Below are 20,246 nucleotides of genomic sequence, written 5' to 3'. Positions count from 1 at the left end.
GACGGACCCTGGTCTCGGCAACCATCTCGTTCCGCCCGGCAGGAATAGCGCGGCCGGTGAAGTGATTGACAACTGAACAACTACTTCTGTGGAGGCACAGCTTGAGCAACGCCGATACCGTCATCGTCGCGCTTCGGAGCGGCTACGAGCGGCTCGCGGATCTGGTGAAGAAGTTCGACGACGAGACCTTGGCGGGTCCGTCGGCCGCCACGGAGTGGGATATCGCGCAGGTGCTGAGTCACCTGGGCAGTGGCGCGGAGATCATGACCAACACCCTCCAGCTCGCGGTGGACGGGAAGCCGCCGGCCGCCGGTGACTTCAACCAGACCGTCTGGGCGCGCTGGGACTCGTCGTCGCGCCGCGAGCAGGCCGACGGCTTCCTGGAGTGGAACGCGAAGCTGCTCGCGCTGTTCGAATCGCTGACCGGGGAGCAGCGCGACAGCGTCCGGATCGAGTTCCCCTGGTTGCCCGCCCCGATCGATGTGGCGGCCTTCGCGCGGATGCGCCTCAACGAACTCACCTACCACTCGTGGGATGTCCGCAGCCCCTCCGATCCCGAGGCGACACTCGATGCGGCGGCGGTCCCCGAGATGCTGGAGAACGATCGTGACCTCAGCTGGGTCACCAAGCCGGCCGAGCTGAACGGCCAGACCGCCGTACTGGCTGTTGTCACGACCGACCCGTCGCAGGAGTTCACTTTGCGGCTGGCCGATCCGGTCAGCATCGAGGCGACTCCCGCTGCTGAGCCGGACGGCACGCTGACGCTGCCTGCCGAGGCCTGGCTGCGGCTGAGTGCAGGCCGCCTTGCCGCGGACCGTACGCCGGAGTCGGTCGAGCTGACCGGTCCGATCAGCTTGGACACCCTGCGCCGGGTCTTCGCCGGCTACTGAGCTCGACAGTTGGTCGTAGGCGGCGTACACCCACAGGATGATCAGGGGCCATCCTGTGGGTGGTCCCGGTAGCCGACGCAGACTGCCAAGGTCCTCGAAGGGGAGATCGATGATCCTTCGAGAGGGAGTTATGCGACCGATGAAACGAGCGCTCGGGGCGTTGACCGCGAGTGTGGTGGTCTTTGCTGCGGTAGCGATACCGGCCAGCGCGGGTACGGCGAAGATCGTGTGGAAGCCGTGTGCGGATGAGCAGCCCGGGTACGAGTGCGGCACGCTGGCGTTGCCGATCGATCGGAGCAAGCCCGGCGGACCGACGTTCGAGCTGGCCGTGAACCGGCACAAGGCGACCGATCCGGCGCACCGGCTCGGCGTACTGTTCGTCAACCCTGGTGGCCCAGGTGGCTCGGGTGTCGAGTTCGCCGGGGAAGCGCCGCAGTACTTCTCGCCGCAGATCCTGGAGCGGTTCGACATCATCGGTTTCGATCCGCGAGGGGTTGCCGGCAGCAAGCCGGTGCTGTGCGGCGAGGATCTGGTCAACAAGCAGCGGGCAGCGATCTATCCGCGGACGGCCGCCGAGTTCGCCAAGCTGATCACGGTCGAGAAGCAGTTGCGCGCGGACTGCCGCGCGCGGACCGGTCCGATCTACGACCACATGTCAGCGGTCGACGTCGCCGATGACATGGATGCGCTGCGTGGCGCGTTGGGTGAGGCGAAGCTCAGCTACTACGGCGTTTCCTACGGCACGTTGTTCGGGCAGATGTACGCCGAGCGGTACGGCGATCGGGTTCGTGCCATGGTGCTCGATTCGACGGTGGACCACAGCTTGGACACCCACGCCTTCCTGACCAGCGAGGCGCGAGCGGTCGAGGATTCCTTCCGGGAATGGGTGAAGTGGAATCAGCGGACCGCCTCGTCAGCACTGCACGGCCAGAACGTCGTGAAGATCTGGGACGGCCTGATGGCCAAGGCCGAGCGCGGTGAATTGACCGAGGCCGGCGGCAGCAAGGTGCCCGCAGCCAAGTTGTTCGAGGAGGTGGGCGGCATGGGCTACGGGCCCGAATGGCTCAGCTTCAGCGAGTGGATCGCGGGCCTGCACACCGGCAAGAAGGCGCCGGCCCCCAGCCGCGCGGCCGCCCTGGGTGAGCCGGTACCAGAACCGCTTGCCGCCTCACTGTGCAGCGATTTCAACTTCGCCATCCGCGACTTCAAGCACTACCAGCAGCTCAGCGCGGCCGAGCGGAAGAACGCACCCCACGTCCGGAGCTCAATGCTCGGCCACGCCGCAACGACGGCCTGCCTGGCCTCACCGAAGGCCGTCAATCCCCAGCACACCCCGAAGCTCAGGACCGCGAACAAGATCCTGCTGCTCAACTCCGCCCACGACCCGTCCACGCCGCTCGAGTGGGCCGCCGCTATCCACGGTCAGAACAAGGCCACCACGGCTCTCGTGACCTATGAGGGCTGGGGGCATCGCGCCTACCCGTACACGACCTGTACCAAGTCCAGCACCGACAACTACCTGACGGACTTGAAGGTCCCGGCCGGCAACCTGCACTGTGCAGCGCAGGAGCCGGCCGGTGCCGATCAGGGGTAGCTGACCACATTCACCGGGACTGTGCCGGGCGGAGTCACTGCACCGGTGTCGTTGATGACGTGGGTGATCGTGCCCTGGTAGTTCAGCGACACCGTGCAGAGGCTGTGGAAGCGCACGTTGGCGTTGTTGGGTGCCTCGAAGGCGTTGTACGCGTTGACCGAGGGATTCACGTTGAAGAAGTTGTAGCTCCCCAACCCCCAGGCCTCATGTGAGGTGACGTTGTCGCCGACCTTGTACGCCGCGTACCCGTTGCGGCCGCTCGGCCGGTTCCAGCTCGCCTGGTTCGGGACGTCGTACGGCATCTCGTTCTGGAAGAAGATCGTCTTGCCGCCTTGGCCGTTCCAGATCACCTGGGTCTTCTGGTAGTGCTCCACGAACAGGCCGGTCGCGAGCACATTGTTGCCGTTGACAATCACTCCGGTATCCCCGGTCGCCTGGGTCCAGCCCCAGGTGCCCGCGTTCCCGTGATCGGCGCGCCAGGCCCAGATGTGGTCGATGATCGTGTGCTGGCTGTTGACGACCAGGCTGGTGGTCGCGTGGCCGGCGATCGATCCACCGATCCGGAAGAACACGTCCTGGAGCGTGGTCGGGTTCGCGGCATGGTTCGCCGACGAGCCCGCGGGGCCGACGGTGAGCAGTGCCGCGGAGTTCGTCGTACCGGCGTCGAACAGCAGGCCCTTGACGCGGACGCCGTCGACGTCGGCGATCTGCATCGCGTTGACGCCGTTGTCCGGGATCAGGGTCGGATAGCCGATACCCAGTACGACGGTGTTCGCCCTGGTCACGTTGAGCGTCTGGTTGAGGTGGTAGATGCCCGGTGTGAAGAACAGGTTGCAGCCCGATGCGAGTGCCGAGTTGATCGTCGACGCGGTGTCACCGGCTTTGACGACATAGAACTGGCTCATCGGAATCGACGTACCGGGGGTTGAGCCGTTCGCCCAGCTGGCGCCGGAGGCGTTGGTGCGGAGCGAGGGGGTGAACACGCGGTACTTCCCCGCGCCGTCGAGGTAGAGGTACGGCACGTCTCGCGAGACCGGGGTGGTGGCCAGCGTGGTCTCGGGCGGGTTCGGGAAGGTGGTCGGCGGGGCGCCGGGGGTGCCGGAGAAGACCATGTTCCAGACGCCACCGTCCCAGCTGCCGAGGTTGCTGTCGCGCGTGTACCACTGCTGCTGCGAGATGGATGCGGTCTGCCCGGACACCTTCGAGTCGGCGATGTAGCCGCCACTCGCGAAGCCGTAGCTGGCCGGGTACAGCTGGAGGTTGCCGCGGATGTCCATCCGGCGGAACGGCGCCGCCTGCGCGACTGCCCAGCGGTTGGAGCCGCCGATCGGGTTCACCGCCATGTTCTCCGCGGAACGCCAGAAGTTCTGCAAGGCCACACCGTGGTCGGACTCGTTGAACGCATCGACGGTGATGGCGCCGTTGATCACCACATCGCCAGGGTTCTGGCCGAGACCCGCGACCGACGTGTAGTAGCCGACATCGTCGTGCACGCTGTACGCGCCAGGCTTGAACAGGTGCGCGATCCGCCCGGTCCCCATCTGGTGGGCGATCGTGTCCTTCTGCGCGTTGAAGTCGGCATCGAGCTGCGCCTGGATCGCCGTCGACGACATACTCGGGTCGAAGATGCGGGTGTTGGGCCCGAAGCTCGGTACGTCGGGCTGCGTCGTGCAGCTGACTGGCGTCGTACCGATCGTGTAGGTCGCGCTCGCCACCGCGGAGTTCGTGAGACCGGACTTGATGCCGATCGCATTGACCGTCCGCGTCGAGGGCACGCTGATCGGTCCGCTGTACAACGGCGACGATGCGGTCGGCGTCGAACCGTCCACGGTGTACCGAATCGTGGAGCCGGCCGTCGCCGTCGAGATCGTCACTGTCTGCGCCGTCGCATAGGTGCCGCCGCCTGGAGAGAAGGTCGGCGTCGCGACCGCCGGAGTGGCCGTGCCATGGGTGTAGCTGAAGTGCGGTGTGTCGTACTGCGGTCCGCTCTTCTCGTAGGTGAACCAGTAGTCGATGACGCTGCCCGACGACAGATTGCTCACCGTCTTGCGCCACGTACCGCCACTGAGATCCATCCGGAAATTCTGCTGACCCTGGCCCGCGACGATGTAGTGGACATCGACATAGACCGCGGCTGTTGTCGGGGTGAAGGCGATCTGCGCCTGGGTCGCATTGAGCGACGTAACCGTCTGCGTGTAGTCGTCGGCCGCCGTCGCTACGCCACCCACCAGGAGGCTCGAGCAGACAGCCAGCACCACCGACACCACGATCGCGCGCCACCGACTACGACGTCGGCGAGCTCGTTCGGAACTCCGGATCACGGGGAACCACCTCCGGGGCGGTAGAGGGGACGAGAGGTGAGAGCGCTCTCACGTGAGCCGGACAGTAGACCGATTCGCGCCCCTGCGGAAGAGCTCGACCGAGTGGACCGTGATCGGCCTGGGTACCCGTTCAGGATGAAATTCCCTGAGGTGGTCACTGCGGAGGAGTGGCAGCAGGCCCGTGATGCCTTGCTGGTCAAGGAAAAAGAGCTCACGCGAGCCCTGGACGCCCTGGCGGCGGAGCGGCGACGGCTGCCGATGGTGCGCTTCGAGAACGACTACGTGTTCACTGGCGCGGATGGGAAGGCGGGGCTGGCGGAGCTGTTCGAAGGGCGCCGCCAGCTGATCGTGTACCAGATGATGGATCTGGGTCCGGACGAGTACTGCAACGGGTGCTCGAGCTTCGTCGACAACATCGGTCACCTGGCCCACCTGAACGCCCGCGACACCACCTTCGTCGTGGTGTCGGACATGCCACCCGAGCAGTTGTTCAAGTGGCGCCGGCGAATGGGCTGGACGATGCCGTTCTACTCTTCGCACGGTACGACGTTCGTCGCCGACTGCGACATCGGCGACGGCTTCGCCCTCAGCGTGTTCGTCCACGACGGCAAGCAGGTTTACCGCACCTACGTCACTCAGGCCCGCGGCGTCGACCGGCTCCGAGCCGACAACAACCTCCTCGACCTAACCCCCTACGGCCGCCAGGAGGACTGGGAAGACTCGCCTCCCGGCTGGCCGCAGGACCCGACAATGAGCTGGCTGCACCACCACAACGAGTACTAGCGAGCGCTCCTGATGGCATCGATGATGCCTTGCTGGGTGACTGTGTTGTTGCTTCGGTTGAAGAGGCCGAAGCCGTACTGGCCGTTGTGTCCGTTGTCCCAGTAGATGGTCGCGGCGCCGTACTTCTTCGAAGTTGCCACCACGGCGCGGGCGTAGTCGGCGCGGTAGCGGTTGTTCGAGGAGTCGGCCGAGGTCTTGTCGATGGAACCGTATTCGCCGACGACCACGGGGTAGCCGCGGACGACGAACTTGTCGTACATCAGCTTCAGCTGCGAATCCAGGTAGTCTTCCTGGCCCCAGGTCGAGCGCTTCGCGGGGTTGGTTGCCCCGCGCCCCCATTGGGTGATGGTCCCGTTCTCCTCACCGGCGAAGTCCCACGGAGAGTAGTAGTGCACGGAGATCATGATCCGCTGCTCGTTACTCGGGATGGACGAGGACCGATACTGATCGGTCGGTACGACGAAGCCGTAGTTGCCGGCGGTGTAGTCGATGTTGGTGTTCCAGCCCGGGACGAGTAGCCAGCGTGAGCTGTTGTTGCCGCCGGCCCGTCGGACGGTATCCACGAAGATCTGGTTGTAGGCATTGATGTTCGAGTAACACGGCTGGGTCGGACGGCCGTACTGCCCGTCGAAGTTTTCGTTCATCGACTCGAGGATCAGCCGGTTGTCGTAGCTCTGGAATCTGGTGGCGATCTGCTGCCAGACTTTCTGGTACTTCGCCTTGATCTCGGTCTGGTTGGCCGCGTCGCAGATCAGCCAGGCATTGGGAATGCTTTTGTAGCCGTCGCCGTGCATGTTGATGATGACGCGCAGGCCGCGGTTGTAGGCGTAGTTGACGACCGTCTGGATCCTGTTCAGCCAGGCGGCGTCGACGGTGTAGTTCGGGCCGGCGCCGATGGCGCGCAGGTACGAGACGGGGATCCGGATCGAGCTGAAGCCGGCCGCTTTCACCTTGTCGATGAGCGCCTGGGTGACGGCCGGATTGCCCCAGGCCGTCTCGCTCGGATAGCCGTTGGAGTTGGCCTCGAGCTGGTTGCCGAGATTCCAGCCGACGCCTAGGTCGGCCACGATCTGGGCAGCGTTCGATGGTGCCGCCGTGGCGGCGGAGGCGCTGTTCGTCAGACCCGGCAGGGCGGTGAGAACAGCAGCGAGCAAAAGGGTTCTGAGCTTTCGTGAACGCATGAGGACGTGCCTCTTCCGGTTCTGTCGAACGAAGCGTCGAAGCGCTTCGACGATGGGGGCGGGCAGTTCAGGACGAGATCACCAGGGATGGGCCGGATCTTAAACACGCAGAGCGGCCGGTGACAAGACTTGGACGAGCGCGGAGATTTAGCCGCCGTGCTGAGGGTGGTTGCCCGCAGCAAGCACCAAGGTCCGTGCGGACTGGTAGTGGCAGCCGAGGGCATCGAATGTTGCCGCCGTGGCGCGGACCGCTTCCGGATCGCCGTCGAGGAGGGCTGCGGCGCGCGCTACCTGGGCGGCGGCGAGCGGGTTGCCGGCCACGATGCTTCCTGCCTCGGTCCCCCAGGCGAGGGCGTCTGGATGCCCTGCGAGTACGGCGGCCTCGGCGCGCAGGGCGACGTACCAGTGGTGCCAGATCCAGGTGACCCACTTCCAGATCTCCGAGGGTGGTCTGGCGATCCGCTCCAGGGCTTCGGGTAGCCGGTCGTGGTGCAGCAGGAGCATGGTGTCGAAGACCGCTCCGTAGCCGAACGTCTGCTCCGGGGGAGTGTCGAGCTGCTCCAGGACCTCCAGCCACTCCTGCCGAGCGTCATCGTCGCCACGGAGGCCGTGGACCATCGCCACCGCTGCGACTGCCGGACCAAGGGACGCACTGGCCGGGCTGCCTGCGCGCCGCCAGGCGTCGAGGAAGCGGACGCTGCCGGTGAGCACCTGGTCGACGTTGCCTGCGAAGGCGTCCGCGACCAAGAGCCAGCTCGTGGCGCGATGACCGACTTCGGCGAGCAGGGGATGTTCGGCGAGTTGCGCCGCCCACCGCCGGGCCGCGTGCAGGTCGCCGGTGCCAAGGCTGGCTTCTGCGGCCTCACCGAGTGCTTCGATCAGCTCGTGGGTAGCAGCCGGCGTCACCGGGGTGGAGGCGAGCAGGGTGATGCGGCGCTGAGTGGTCGCAGCGGCGGCGAAGGTGTCACCGGCCCAGCTCTGGGCGCCGGTCAGTACGTCGAGCGCGATGGACTCGGCAAGCGCATCGCCTGCGCTGTGCGTCAGCTCGACAGCTCGTTCGGCGCGCGTGATGGTATCCGCGACGGAACTACCGGGGTGGCCCTCGGCGGTGGTGATCGCCGCGTAGAGCGCCTGCCCGGCCTCGGCCACCGCCACCATCACCTGTGCCGCCTGATCCTGGCCGGCCAGCTCACGTGCTTGGGCGACCAGTGCGTCGGTCTCCTCGGTAGGAAGCTCGCGCACGAACCTGCCCGAGAACCGGTACGACGCGATGGCGACAGTCGCCAGGTCGCGGGCCGCGCCCTCGGTGTTCCCCGCGCGAAGGTCGGCCTCCGCCGCAGCGCGGTAGAGGCGGTACAGGTCGTCGCCACGCATCCGGCACGCCGCAACCGCTGCGGCATGCCGGAGCTCGGAGGCCGTCGCCCCGGGCTCCTCGGCGTACGACGCTGCCTGTTCGTACCGCAGTTGGGACTCACCGATCAGCGTCCGGGTGAAGGTCAGCTCGGCCAGCCGTTGCGCGAGACGGTACGTGTTCGCACGCTGCTCCGGCTCCTGAGCCGCCCAGGCGAGCGCAGCGCGCAGGTCGTCAGCGACCGCGTCGAATCCGGCCCGCCAGTCCGGCCGATCCACCGTCAGTCCGCCCGCCTGTTCCAGGCACCAGTGCAGGTGCCGAGTCCGGACCGCGTCGAGTTCGTCAGCCGTGGCGAGCTGCTCCGTCCCGTACTGGCGGATCGTCTCCAACGCCCGGTACGCCGTACCGCGGGGTGACGCCGTCACCACCAGCAGGCTCTGCTCGGCCAGCCGGGCCAAGCCGTCGGCCACCAAGAACTCTTCTGACCCGGCCACCTCCGCTGCCGCGGTGGCGGTGAACGGCGCAACGAACACGGACACCCGGCGTAGGAGCGCCTGGTCGGCGGGATCCAGCAGCGCATGGCTCCAGTCCAGTGCCGCTCGCACCGAACGATGCCGCTCATTCGCGCGGAAGCCGCCGGTGAGCATTCGGAGCGGGTGCGACAGCGCGGCGGTGATGCCATCCAGCCCGAGCGTCCGGTAGCGGGCGGCGGCCAGTTCGATGGCGAGCGCCATACCGTCCAGGCGTTCACAGATGACGGCGATCTGGTCGCGCGCAGCCGGGTCCAAGGTCGTGCCGACCGCGGCTGCACGTTCGAGGAACAACGCGACCGCGTCCGATTCGCCGTCGGCGGGAAGTGACAGCGGCGGCACCTGGTAGACGTGTTCGAACGGCACCATCAGCTGGGCGCGGCTGGTCGCCAGCACGGTCAGCTGGGAGCAGTTCGCCAGCAGCCGCTCGACGACCAGCGCGACGCCGTCCAGCACCTGCTCGCAGTTGTCCAGCACCAGCAGGGCGTGCCGGTCGGCCAACGCGGCGATCACGGACTCGGTCATGTCCCGACCCGGCTGCTCACCGAGGCCGAGGGTGGCGGCGATCGCGGTCGCGATCATCTCCGGATCGGTGACCGGAACGAGATCGACGTACCAGACAGCGTCGAAGTGATTACCGGCTGCTTCAGCCGCGACCGCGAGCGCAAGCCGGGTCTTGCCCACGCCGCCGGGACCGACCGCGGTCACCTCGCGACGGGTCGTGATCAGCTCGATCAGCCGGGCCTGCTCGCCGGCCCGGCCGACGTACGAGGTGAGCGCGGCGGGTAGCACCGGCGGCACCGGGACCGCGCCCGTGCTGGTCGGCTCGGGCGCACGGTGGGCCAGCGCGCGCCGGTCCGGCACCTCGAGCTTGCGCAGCAGCGAGGAGACGTGACTCTCCACGGTGCGCACCGAGATGCTCAGCCGCGCGGCGATCTCCGCGTTGCTGAAGTGCGCCCCGACCAGTTCCAGCACCTCACCTTCGCGCGGCGAGATGTCCACAGTGGCGGTCACCGCCCAATCTTCCCTCATCCGAGCCTCCGTGGCCGCCACCCGACGCATCCGTACGGCGATCCGTGGTGGGAGTCAGTGGTCAGGTTTCCGTGGTCTCCACGGATGTGGAGCTGCCGGGCCGGACGACAAGCTATGACCACAAGCAAGCAACGGACCACCACAGGAGTGATCGTGACCACCCAGGGAATCAAGACGGTGCTGCACCCGGTGTCCGACCTCGGCAAGGCCAAGGCCGTCTACGCGGCTCTGCTCGGCCTCGCCCCGCAGACGGATTCGCCGTACTACGTCGGCTTCGACGCCGAGGGCCAGCACATCGGACTGGTCCCCGACGGCGGACCGCAGGGCATGACCTCGCCGGTGACGTACTGGCACGTGCCGGACATCGACGCGAAGCTCGCCGAGCTGACCGCGGCCGGCGCCGAAGTGAAGGAAGCAGCCCACGAGGTCGGCGGCGGCCGGTTGGTCGCCACTGTCATCGACCTCGACGGCAACGTCCTCGGACTCATCCAAGACCGCTGAACCACATCCACTTTTCATCAGCAAAGGAATCCAGCCATGAACACTCTCGCCTCTGTCACCGTCGAAGCCACCGACCCGACCGCCGCCGACGCCTTCTACCGCGCCACCGGCCTCGACACCTACGTCACCGTCCGCGGCACCGACAAGCCGTCGACCGGCTTCCGCGGCTTCGCCCTGTCCCTCGTTGCCTCGCAGCCCGGTGACGTCGACGCCATCATCAACACCACCGCTCAGGCCGGCGCCACCACCCTGAAGCCCGCCACCAAGAGCTTCTGGGGGTACGGCGGCATCGTCCAGACGCCGGACGGAACGATCATCAAGGTCGCCACCTCGAGCAAGAAGGACACCGCACCGGTCACCGGAAACATCGATCAGGTCGCACTCCTGCTGGGCGTCGAGGACGTCAAGGCCAGCAAGCGTTTCTACGTCGGCAAGGGCCTGGCCGTCGGCCGGAGCTTCGGCGGCAAGTACGTCGAGTTCGACACCCCGTCGTCCGACGTCACCCTGGCCCTCTACCCCCGCCGCGCCCTCGCCAAGGACACCGGCATGCCGCAGGAAGGCACCGGCTCCCACCACCTCGTCCTCGGTACCGACGCAGCCCCGCTGACCGACCCCGACGGCTTCGTCTGGGAAACCACCACTGCCTGAAGCTCTGTGGTTGTTGCCTACTTGTAGTGGCAGGAGCCGGCGAACTTCAGGAGGGTGGCCTCGTCCCAGCCGAGGCTTGGGGTGTAGTTGAAGACGGCGATGAGGTGAGCGGTTCGTCCCTGGCGTACGTGAACCTCGCGGAGGCCGTCGCCCTTGGTGCCCAGGCTGATGACCGCCTCCTTGTTGCCGGCCCGGACGTGGGGCAGTTCGGACCAGGGGATGCCGTACTTGTCGGGGACCAGACCGTGGCCCTCGTCGCGCATCTCGGACTGGCGAATGCGGATCCGGGTCGAGTGCGCGCGGTACTGCTCCGGATCCTGCAGCGCTGGATCGAAGAGCGCCTTCTGCTCCCACGACCCGTTCTTGCTGGGGGAGGTGAAGTCGACGGACCACCCCTGGGGGATCAGATCGCAGGTGATCTTGCCTGGCATCGGGGTGGGGTTCGGGACGAGTGCGACCGGTACGGCGGGCTTCGGCGGCAACGGACCGGTATCCAGCTGCGGCGGCCGTTCGGCGGCGGATGGCGTGGCGGACGGCTTGGCGGTGGTCGTGGCGACCTGGGGGGTCGTGTCCGGTGTGGCACCTCCGGGCAGGAACGACCAGGCGGCGCCGATGACGGCGGCGGTGGTGATGGTTCCGGCGGCGATCCCGGTCAGCCGGCGACGCCGTACGGCGCGACGGCCGCGGACGAGATCGGCGTCGAGGTCGAGGTCGGTGGTGGCGGGCTCCGGACCCGCGGCGTCGTCGAGCAGGTGCTTGAGGTCGGTCATCGCAGGCTCTCCAGGGTGTCGAAGGATTCGTGCAGGAGACCGCGCAGTGTCGAGAGCGCGCGCGACGTCTGGGACTTGACCGTGCCTTCGGTGCAACCCATCAGCTCGGCAGTCGTCCGTACGTCGCAGTCGCGGAAGTACCGCAGCACGACGACCGCGTGCTGGCGACGGGGGAGTTTCGCGAGCGCAGCCAGCACAGTGAGCCGCTCGGCAGCGTCCGGGCCGGCCGCTGGTACGGCGTCGCGCATCTCCTCGGTGGTTGCCTCTCGCCGGCGCCACATCCGCCGACGCTCGTCGAGGAATGCGTTCACGAGGATCCGGTCGGCGTACCGCTCGGCCCCCTCCTCGCGCCGGATCTTCGCCCAGTGCACGTACAACCTGGTCAGTGCGACCTGAACCAGGTCCTCGGCCCAGTGCACGTCCCCTGACGCGAGCAGCCGGGCCGTCCGCAGCATCCGGCCCCGGTGTGCAGTCACGTACTCCAGGAACTCCGCGTCCCGATCGTTCACGGTCCGCCCTCCCTTGTCGGTGATCTCCACCCTGCATCTACTGGGTCCACCGGCCAGGAGGTTGCAAAGCAATTAGTTGAGTTCGCTCGCGAGGATCTTGTCGGCCTGGGCCGGCGTGATGGTGCCGGTCAGGACCAGGCCGGCGAGGCCGATCGAGGTGGCCAGCAACTGGTGGCCTGCGGTCTCGTTGCCGCCGAGGAGCAGGGCGAAGAGGGCGGCCAGGTCGGTGTAACCCTGTTTGACGTGTTCTGCGAGCTCCGGGTTGGTGAGCGCGTAGGTCTCGAAGGACTGCTGGATCCGGAAGAGTCGCCGCTCGTCCTCGTCGCGTGGGATCAGCACGGACAGTACGGCGCGCAGTACGTCGCCCGGGTCGTCGCCGGTGGCGCGTTCCCGCACGCGCTGGGTGCCGCGGTCGTTGATGGCGACGGAGGCCGCGCGGAGGAGATCGTCCTTGGTCGGGAAGTAGTGCTGCACGCGGCCGATCGAGACCCCGGCCCGGTCGGCGACCCGCCGGACCGTCACCTGCTCGACGCCGCCGGTGTCGACCAGCGCGAAGACCGCCTCGACGATCGCGGACCGCCGCTCGTCGTGCGCGGCACCCTGACCTCTCACTGCATTAGCCTCCTGAGCAGAACAATACGATAGTATTGATTAGATGAGGACCTCATGGTGAAGATACTCGCGCTCGCACTGGCCGCCCTGCTTGCGGCACCCGTGGTTCCCGCTGAAGACCCGCTCGTTGTCCGGACCGGACAGGGGGCGGTCCGCGGCATTGATCAGGGGGAGTACCGGGAATTCAACGGCATTCCGTACGCCGCGCCGCCGGTCGGCGCTCTCCGTTGGCGCTCACCGCAGCCCGCGGCGGCGTGGACCGGCGTACGCGCTGCTTCCGCTTTCGGACCGCGCTGCGCCCAGGCGGAGGACTGTCTGTTTCTGAATGTGACTACTCCGACCGCGGGAGGGCCGCGCAAACCCGTGATGGTGTGGCTGCACGGCGGCGGTTTCGTGGAGGGGTCGGGTGGTGAATACGACCCGCACCGGCTGGCGGTTCGCGGTGGTGCGGTCGTGGTGACGATCAACTATCGCCTGGGCATCTTCGGGAACTTCGGCTATCCCGGGCTCGAAGGCTCGGGCGCCTTCGGGCTCGCGGATCAGCAAGCCGCGCTCCGCTGGGTCCGGCACAACGCAGCCGCCTTCGGAGGCGATGCCGGCAACGTCACGTTGTTCGGGCAATCGGCCGGCGGCCAAAGCATCTGCGCCCAGCTCGCCGCACCCGCGGCCGCAGGTCTCTTCCATCGCGCGATCATCCAGAGTTCGCTGTGTACGTCGCGCATCCCGGCCAACGCGTTGGCGCCCGGACTGCCGACCGTTTCACCGTGGGAGGCGCTGGGCAGTGTCGCCGCCCGCGGCAAAGCCGTTGCAGCCACCCTCGGTTGCTCGACTGTCGACTGCCTGCGACTGAAGTGCGCCAAAGACCTGATGCCGGTCTTCGGTCACTTCGCTGGGCTCTCCTACGGCAGCACGACTCTGCCGGAGAATCCGGCCACTGTGCTGGCCGAGGGCCGAGCGCACGACGTACCGATGCTGTCCGGTACCACTCGCGACGAGATGACTTACCTGCAAGGGATGATCGATCACGCAACTCAGCCGCTCACTCCCCGGCAATACCTCGACTACCTCGCCGAGGCGTTCGGTGCCGATGCCGACCGAGTCGCCGACCGCTATCCACTGCGCAAGAGCGTCCCGCCGAGCCGGACCTGGGCTGCTGTCACCACCGACAGCGTCTTCTCCTGCCCGACGTTGAAACGCAACCAGGCCTTCGCCCGCCGATCCCCGACGTACGCCTACGAGTTCGCCGACCGCACTGCGCCGCCGACCTTGCCACCCGTTGGTTACCCGTACGGCGCCTATCACTCGGCCGATGCGCTGTACCTCTTCGAGTTCCGCGACGGTGTCACCGGTCCAGCTCTCACCAGCGCCCAGCGACGCCTGGCCGACAGCATGATGAGCTACTGGTCGACCTTCGCTCGCACCGGCAGCCCGAACATGCCGGGCCTTCCGCGCTGGCAGCAACTCCGGCCGACCGATGTCGCGGTTCAATCCCTCGCGCGCACCATTCACCGGACGAATGTGAGCCGGGCCCACAATTGCGATTTCTGGAGCACGGTCGAGCTGTGAGATTAGTGCTGTGACATAAGTTTTGGCCGGAGCACCTCCTGTGGGGCGACGGGAGGTGCTCCGGGGTCAATTGTGCTGGATTCAGATTTTACCGGTTCCAGCGCCACCGGTGACGATCGACTTTACGCTTTCGGCGGCGTCGACCACGTACGAATACGGAATGGCGGCGACGCTGGCCGCATTCCGGGAAACCGGCGCGCCGGAGCTGGCCAGGTAGTTGTTGAGGAGCTTGACATTGCCTTCCGGTGAGTCACCGGTCTGGGCGACGACAGGCTTCGACACACTCTCGAAGTAGTTCCGCTCGACGTAGACGCCGGCGTTGCAGGTCGAGGCCACGCCGTACCCGCTGGTGCTGCGGTAGTAGTTGTTGAAGACGTGCACCGGGTTGCCGAAGCGGACCCGTGGGTGGCGCTGCGTGGTGCCGTCGAACCAGTTGGCGTAGTAGGTGACGCGCAGCTTGCCGCGGTCTTCGCCGCCGTTGCCATCGTCGTGACCGATCAGTCCGACCTTGTCGTGGCTGGAGAACTTGTTCCACGACACCGTCACGTAGTCCGAGGCGCGCTTGATGTCGACAGCGCCGTCGTACCCGTTGCTGAAGCTGTTGTGGTCGACCCAGACGCGCGTCGAGTACTGCACGTTGATCGCGTCGTCACCCCAGTTGCGGAAGTTGAGGTTGCGGATGATCACGTTGCTGACGTTGGCGACGTTGAGTCCACCGCCGACGATCGCCGAACCGCTGCCGACGCCGATGATCGTCTTGTTGGCGGCGACCTTGTTCATACCGGACAGGGTGATCGTGCCGGAGACCCGGATGACGCGGGCTCCGCTGGCCTGCATGTTGCTGATCAGTGCGGAGGCGGTGGTCACGGTGACGGGGGCTGCACTGCCGCCGCCGGTCGTTCCACCGCCTTGAGTGGCCCAGCCTTGCAGGGAGTACGTCGAGGCGGCGGCCTCCGGCAGGAGCCGGGGGGCGGCGACGGTGGTGCCGGCGGTGGCCGTCAGGACGGCAGCCACCACGAGGAAAGGTAATCGGCGCGCGACAGATCGCATGGAAAAACCTCCAGTGAACGGGGCGGGACTGAGAGGAAAACGCTTTCCATCGAAGAATTTACAAAGCGGAAACCTGCAGGTCAAGGGCTCGGGCGATCAGAAATCGAAGCGGTTCGATTGAACGATCAAATCGGGAATTACAGTTAAACCCTTCGAATGTCGACGAAGGTCGGATTCGCGTAGAACCAGAGATCTTCCCAGGGATTGGCGTTCCCGAGCACGTCGATGACCGGGCCGGCCGGATCGACGGCGGCGCCGTACGGGCCGGGCGCGTTGCGCTTGCCGTCGGTGCCGCGGAGCCGGAAGTAGCACGGTCCGTCGATCTTCAGGGTGTGCGACAGCGTTATGGTGCCGCCGGTCTGCGTGACGTCCCAGGACTTGATGACGCGGGCATCGGGTGCGGTCATGGTGTCGGGATCGGTCACCGGACCGGTCACGGTGCCCATGATGAGGTCGACGCGGGCGAGCTCGGGATGGAGTTGTGCGTAGTTGCCGCCTTCGGTGAGCTCGATCTCGACCGACAACCGGACCGACGATCCACGCTTGACGGTGATCCGTCCGCCCAGCGGAGCCTCGTGGCCGGTACTGGTGGATCGCAGCCGGACGTCGAGACCGGAGATGAGGTCGCCGTGGCAGGCCCAGACCCGGCCGGCCCGGATGGCATCCATCACGGCGCGATGTCCGCGACCGGTCGCCCCGACCCAGGTCTTGGAGTAGGCGCCGGGCGGCAGGCCGCTGTACGTCGTGACTGGCCTGCCGGCGCCGACCGGGTCGGGAAACTTGCCGGTGGTCATGAAGGTCCGGCCGGTCTCGTCGTACGGCGTGTTGTCGTAGGAACTCTGGTCGAGTGGGTCCACGGGGTTCTTCACCCAGTCGCCGCAGGCCTGATGGCCGTCGGAGCTGACTGTGATCCAGAACGGCTTGCCCTCCGCGAGCAGGGAGTCCCACACGCCGCCGACGGTCGCTGTCATCCAGTCGAAGCCGCCGTGTGTGCGGTAGGCCTCCGCGGGGAGTCCCGGAAAGGAATATTTACTCGGCGCGCTGTCGTACAGGCCGCGGCCGCGCCCCATTCCGGGAGCCGGCAGCCCGGCGGCTTGGTGGCCGGGCGCACCTTCCATCCCGAGGAAGGTCCCCGGAGCAGCGTCGCGCCAGGCGCGGAGCTCGTGAGGTGAGTCGATGCCCAGTCGGCACGGGTGGTTCGCCAGCACCAGCGCATCTGGGATGCGTCCGTCCCGCACACCGCGGTACAGGAACTTGATGGCTTCGACCGCCAGTGCCTCGTTGGCCGGGGTGCCGTCCCGGCTGTTGGTGACGCGAGCGTCGTACTTGCTGACGAACTCGTTCAGGAAGCCGTCCTCGTCCTTGCCCGGTGCAAGCATCAAGGTGGCGTGCTCGGCGCCGGGCATGTTCCACTCCATGCCGAGGAAGACCAGGATGTCGTCGAGCTCGGCCTTGCGGGCGGCCGCGACGTCGGCGGCGAGCATCGGCACGCTGTACGACGAGAAGGCCGTGTTGCCGTGATCGGTGATCACCATCCAGTCCAGGCCGTGCTCGATCGCCCGCTGCACCTGGTCGTCGACCCGGAACATCGCGTCGTTGCTGTACTGGCTGTGCAGATGATGGTCGCCGGCCAGCCAGAGGTACCCGCCGCGCCGAGGTCGGGTCTCCGGTGTTGCTGCCGCCGCCGTTGCGCCGAGTGTGGCCGCGACGGCCACACCCGCACCCGTCAACCCTGCTCCGCGCAAGAAACTCCGGCGTGGACTGCCTGTGCTGTGGGGGCGAGTCACATCAGTCATGGAGGGCGGATCCCTTTCGTCGGGCTCGGCGGCGATGGGCTGAGGCCTTGACGGACCGTGAGCGATCGGTCAAGGTACGCAGACTGTTAACGTTAACACCCTGGTGAGGTCTCGTGAAGATCAGCATGCGCTCGTCGCTCCACGCAGCCATCGCACTCCTCGTTCTCCTTGGTGGGCAGTTCCTGCTGCCCGTCGCCTCCACCACCGCGGCACCCGCGCCCGCTCAGCCGGCCGCGGCACCGTACGTGGGTTATGTGTTCAGCTACTTCACCGGCAACTCGGTCGCCGGCGAGAAGATCTACTTCGCGGCCAGCCGTGGCAACACCGCGCTCAAGTGGGACGAACTCAACAACGGTCAGCCCGTGCTCGAGTCCACCAAGGGCACGCTCGGTCTGCGCGATCCGTTCCTGATCCGGTCTCCTGACGGTGGGCGGTTCTTCCTGATCGCCACCGATCTGTCGATCGGCCGCAACGGTGACTGGGATGCCGCGCAGCGCCGTGGCAGCCGGTATCTCGAGGTCTGGGAGTCCACCGACCTGGTCAACTGGTCGGAGCAGCGGCACGTCCTGGTGTCGCCGGAAACGGCCGGCAACACCTGGGCTCCCGAGGCCTACTGGGACACGGAACTTCAGTCGTACGTCGTGTTCTGGGCATCGAAGCTGTACGCCGCGGACGACCCCGGCCACACCGGTTCGACGTACAACCGGATGCTCTACGCAACGACTCAGGACTTCCGGACCTTCAGCGCACCGGCGATCTGGCAGGACCGGGGCGAGTCGCGCATCGACTCGACCGTGATCAGGGAGAGCGGGACCTACTACCGCTTCACCAAGGACGAGGGCGGTGGCGGCACCGGGTGCTCGGACATCATTCAGGAGAAGTCGTCCTCGTTGACTGCGGTCGACCTGCCGGGTCAGCCCAAGTGGGCGATGCAGGACTCGTGTATCGGCCGGGATGCAGGCACCTCGGCGGTCGAAGGGCCGACGGTCTTCAAGGCGAACCCGGGTGACACTTCCGGCTCCAAGTACTACCTGTTCGTCGACGAGTACGGCGGCCGCGGGTACATCCCGCTCGGTACGAACGACCTCGCAGCACCGAACTGGAAGGTCCCCACGAAGTACTCGTTGCCCTCCAGTCCCCGCCACGGCACGGTGCTACCGGTCACGCAGGCCGAGCTCGACCGGCTACGCAACGGCATCGTCCTGCCGGAGCCGGTGAAAGCGGACGCGAACGGATTGGTCGCCCACTACCCGCTGAACCAAACCAGCGGCACCAAGGCGACCGACCTGACAGGACACGGGTACGACGGTACGGTGGCCGGCGACACGAGTTGGGCCGACGGTGCTCTCACGCTGGGCGGAACCAACGGTCACGTGAAGCTGCCCGACAACCTGATGGCCGGGCTCACCGCGACCACGGTCTCGACGCGGGTCTGGATCGACGCCGGCCAGACCACGCCGTACTTCATCTGGGGACTGGGCAATACCGCGAACAACATCGGCAACGGCTATCTCTTCACCACCGGCAACGCCTACCGTACGTCGATTGCCAGCGGCAACTGGTCGACCGAACAGACCGCGTCGTCGTCGAGCGCCGTACCGCGTGGTGCCTGGAAGGCACTCACCTACACGCTCACACCACAGGGCGTCGCCACGATCTATCTCGACGGAGTCCAGGTCGGGCAGAAGACCGGTGTCTCCATCGACCCCGGTGACATCGGCGGCGGTCGCACGACGGCCAACTACATCGGGCGTTCCGTGTACACGTCCGACAAGTACCTCAAGGGCAAGGTGCGGGACTTCCGGATCTACAACCGGGCCCTGTCGGCCGCCGAAGTCCGTGACCAGGACGCCGATCCGCGCGCGATCCTCGGGGTGGACCTGGCCGGCTTGAAGGTTCCCGCGATCATCGACGATGCGTCGTCGACCGTCACCTTGCCGGTCGCGCCGGGGACAGATCTCCGCAAGCTGCGACCGGACTTCACGCTGGTCACCGGCTCGAAGATCGCACCCAAGGGCAACGTTGACCTCACGTCGCCCAAGACGTTCGTCGTGAAGGCCAAGGACCGAACGATGCGCGCCTGGAAGGTCAAGGCCGTCGTCATGAGGTCACCCGTGCTGCCGGGTTACAACGCCGACCCGAACATCGCCGTCTTCGGTGACACCTACTACCTCTATCCGACCACCGACGGTTACCCCGGTTGGGGCGGCAAGGACTTCTACGTCTGGAAGTCCAAGAACCTCAGGGACTGGCAGCGATCGGCGAAGCCCTTCCTCACTCTCGACGGTGCCAATGGCAACGTCCCCTGGGCAACCGGTAACGCGTGGGCGCCGACGATCATCGAGCGCGGTGGCAAGTACTACTTCTACTTCTCCGGGCACAATCCGACGTACAACCGGAAGACGATCGGCGTCGCGGTGGCCGACAGCCCGGAGGGCCCGTTCACCGCCCAGCCGACCGCGATGATCCTCAACAACGAGGCGGTCACGTCCGGCCAGGCGATCGACCCGGCCGCGTTCCGGGATCCGCAGACCGGGAAGTACTTCCTGTTCTGGGGCAACGGCTCACCCGTGTCCGCCGAGCTGAGTGACGACATGCTCTCGATCAAGGCCGAGACACTGAAGAAGATCAGTGGACTGACCAGCTTCCGTGAGGGTGCTTTCGTCAACTACCGCAAGGGTCTGTACCACCTGACGTACTCGATCGACGACACCGGTTCGCCCGACTACCGGGTGGGTTACGCGACCGCGACGAGTATCGACGGACCGTGGACCTACCGCGGCGTCATCCTCGAGAAGGACCCGGCGCAGGGCATCCTCGGCACCGGACACAACTCGATCATCCAGGTCCCCGGTACGGACGACTGGTACGTCGCCTATCACCGCTTCGGGATTCCGGGTGGGGACGGGACGCATCGCGAGACCACGATCGACCGGCTGACCTTCGCCCCCGACGGAACGATGGCGAAGGTCACACCGACCTTGAGCAGCCTGACGGATTGAGTACGGGTGGGGTACGGGCAGTGGGGTGTCGTCGCCGGCTCGTAGCGTGCTCCGCACCCGACCCTGGAGGTTTCCATGGCAAAGTTGATCCAGAGGATGAGCGACAGCCT

General features: G+C 66.7%; 15 protein-coding genes. 7 read left to right on the top strand and 8 right to left on the bottom strand.

What is annotated here, in order from left to right; all coding sequences use genetic code 11:
• Positions 1–101: 101 nt before the first annotated feature.
• Positions 102–890 (top strand): maleylpyruvate isomerase family mycothiol-dependent enzyme, encoded by a 789-nt coding sequence (locus tag ACFCV3_RS02465; protein ID WP_376025382.1) that lies wholly within the window; start codon positions 102–104, stop codon positions 888–890.
• Positions 891–1,029: 139 nt separating this feature from the next.
• On the top strand, positions 1,030–2,484 hold the full coding sequence (locus ACFCV3_RS02460; RefSeq protein ID WP_376025381.1) for an alpha/beta hydrolase: 1,455 nt from the start codon (positions 1,030–1,032) through the stop codon (positions 2,482–2,484).
• Here the strand turns inward: ACFCV3_RS02460 and ACFCV3_RS02455 are convergent.
• The gene (locus ACFCV3_RS02455; protein WP_376025380.1) at positions 2,475–4,805 is read right to left on the bottom strand and encodes a chitobiase/beta-hexosaminidase C-terminal domain-containing protein; all 2,331 of its coding nucleotides are present in this window, start codon (positions 4,803–4,805) and stop codon (positions 2,475–2,477) included. The genes ACFCV3_RS02460 and ACFCV3_RS02455 overlap by 10 nt on opposite strands.
• A gap of 135 nt (positions 4,806–4,940) precedes the next feature.
• Between ACFCV3_RS02455 and ACFCV3_RS02450 the strand changes: the two genes are divergently transcribed.
• A complete protein-coding gene (locus ACFCV3_RS02450) occupies positions 4,941–5,588 on the top strand; it encodes a DUF899 domain-containing protein (protein WP_376025378.1) in 648 nt (215 codons plus the stop codon).
• On the opposite strand, the gene ACFCV3_RS02445 is transcribed toward ACFCV3_RS02450, so the two are convergent.
• Positions 5,585–6,769 (bottom strand): glycoside hydrolase family 5 protein, encoded by a 1,185-nt coding sequence (locus ACFCV3_RS02445; RefSeq protein WP_376025377.1) that lies wholly within the window; start codon positions 6,767–6,769, stop codon positions 5,585–5,587. The genes ACFCV3_RS02450 and ACFCV3_RS02445 overlap by 4 nt on opposite strands.
• Positions 6,770–6,916: 147 nt before the next feature.
• Entirely contained in the window at positions 6,917–9,682 is a 2,766-nt protein-coding gene (locus tag ACFCV3_RS02440) for a LuxR C-terminal-related transcriptional regulator (protein WP_376025376.1), read from the bottom strand.
• 153 nt (positions 9,683–9,835) lie between these two features.
• Here ACFCV3_RS02440 and ACFCV3_RS02435 point away from each other — a divergent pair, with 153 nt between their 5' ends.
• Positions 9,836–10,183, top strand: coding sequence for a VOC family protein (locus ACFCV3_RS02435; RefSeq protein ID WP_376025374.1), 348 nt, complete (start codon positions 9,836–9,838; stop codon positions 10,181–10,183).
• A gap of 36 nt (positions 10,184–10,219) precedes the next feature.
• Entirely contained in the window at positions 10,220–10,831 is a 612-nt protein-coding gene (locus ACFCV3_RS02430; protein WP_376025372.1) for a glyoxalase, read from the top strand.
• A 17-nt stretch (positions 10,832–10,848) separates the two neighbouring features.
• Here ACFCV3_RS02430 and ACFCV3_RS02425 read toward each other — a convergent pair whose 3' ends face one another.
• The 3 genes from ACFCV3_RS02425 to ACFCV3_RS02415 form a co-directional block, all read right to left on the bottom strand.
• Positions 10,849–11,601 carry a hypothetical protein gene (locus ACFCV3_RS02425; protein ID WP_376025371.1) on the bottom strand — a complete coding sequence of 251 codons (753 nt, stop codon included), beginning with the start codon at positions 11,599–11,601 and terminating at the stop codon, positions 10,849–10,851.
• Positions 11,598–12,110: a SigE family RNA polymerase sigma factor gene (locus ACFCV3_RS02420; protein WP_376025369.1), complete on the bottom strand. Its 513-nt coding sequence runs from the start codon at positions 12,108–12,110 to the stop codon at positions 11,598–11,600. The genes ACFCV3_RS02425 and ACFCV3_RS02420 overlap by 4 nt, the downstream gene beginning before the upstream one ends.
• Before the next feature lie 72 nt (positions 12,111–12,182).
• On the bottom strand, positions 12,183–12,722 hold the full coding sequence (locus ACFCV3_RS02415; protein ID WP_376025367.1) for a TetR/AcrR family transcriptional regulator: 540 nt from the start codon (positions 12,720–12,722) through the stop codon (positions 12,183–12,185).
• Between the two features lie 54 nt (positions 12,723–12,776).
• Here ACFCV3_RS02415 and ACFCV3_RS02410 point away from each other — a divergent pair, with 54 nt between their 5' ends.
• Positions 12,777–14,288, top strand: a complete 1,512-nt coding sequence (locus ACFCV3_RS02410) for a carboxylesterase/lipase family protein (RefSeq protein ID WP_376025366.1) — start codon at positions 12,777–12,779, stop codon at positions 14,286–14,288.
• Positions 14,289–14,369: 81 nt separating this feature from the next.
• On the opposite strand, the gene ACFCV3_RS02405 is transcribed toward ACFCV3_RS02410, so the two are convergent.
• Entirely contained in the window at positions 14,370–15,302 is a 933-nt protein-coding gene (locus tag ACFCV3_RS02405; RefSeq protein ID WP_376025365.1) for a polysaccharide lyase family 1 protein, read from the bottom strand.
• Positions 15,303–15,481: 179 nt separating this feature from the next.
• Positions 15,482–17,053 carry a PHP domain-containing protein gene (locus tag ACFCV3_RS02400; protein ID WP_376025363.1) on the bottom strand — a complete coding sequence of 524 codons (1,572 nt, stop codon included), beginning with the start codon at positions 17,051–17,053 and terminating at the stop codon, positions 15,482–15,484.
• Positions 17,054–17,247: 194 nt separating this feature from the next.
• Between ACFCV3_RS02400 and ACFCV3_RS02395 the strand changes: the two genes are divergently transcribed.
• Complete coding sequence (locus ACFCV3_RS02395) at positions 17,248–20,136, top strand: family 43 glycosylhydrolase (RefSeq protein ID WP_376025361.1); 2,889 nt, start codon at positions 17,248–17,250, stop codon at positions 20,134–20,136.
• Positions 20,137–20,246 lie beyond the last annotated feature (110 nt).

It is taken from the genome of Kribbella sp. NPDC056345, assembly GCF_042262745.1.
Classification (GTDB): Bacteria; Actinomycetota; Actinomycetes; order Propionibacteriales; family Kribbellaceae; genus Kribbella.
Note: the sequence above shows the minus strand (reverse complement) of the source record. Positions and strands in the feature narration are given on the sequence as shown.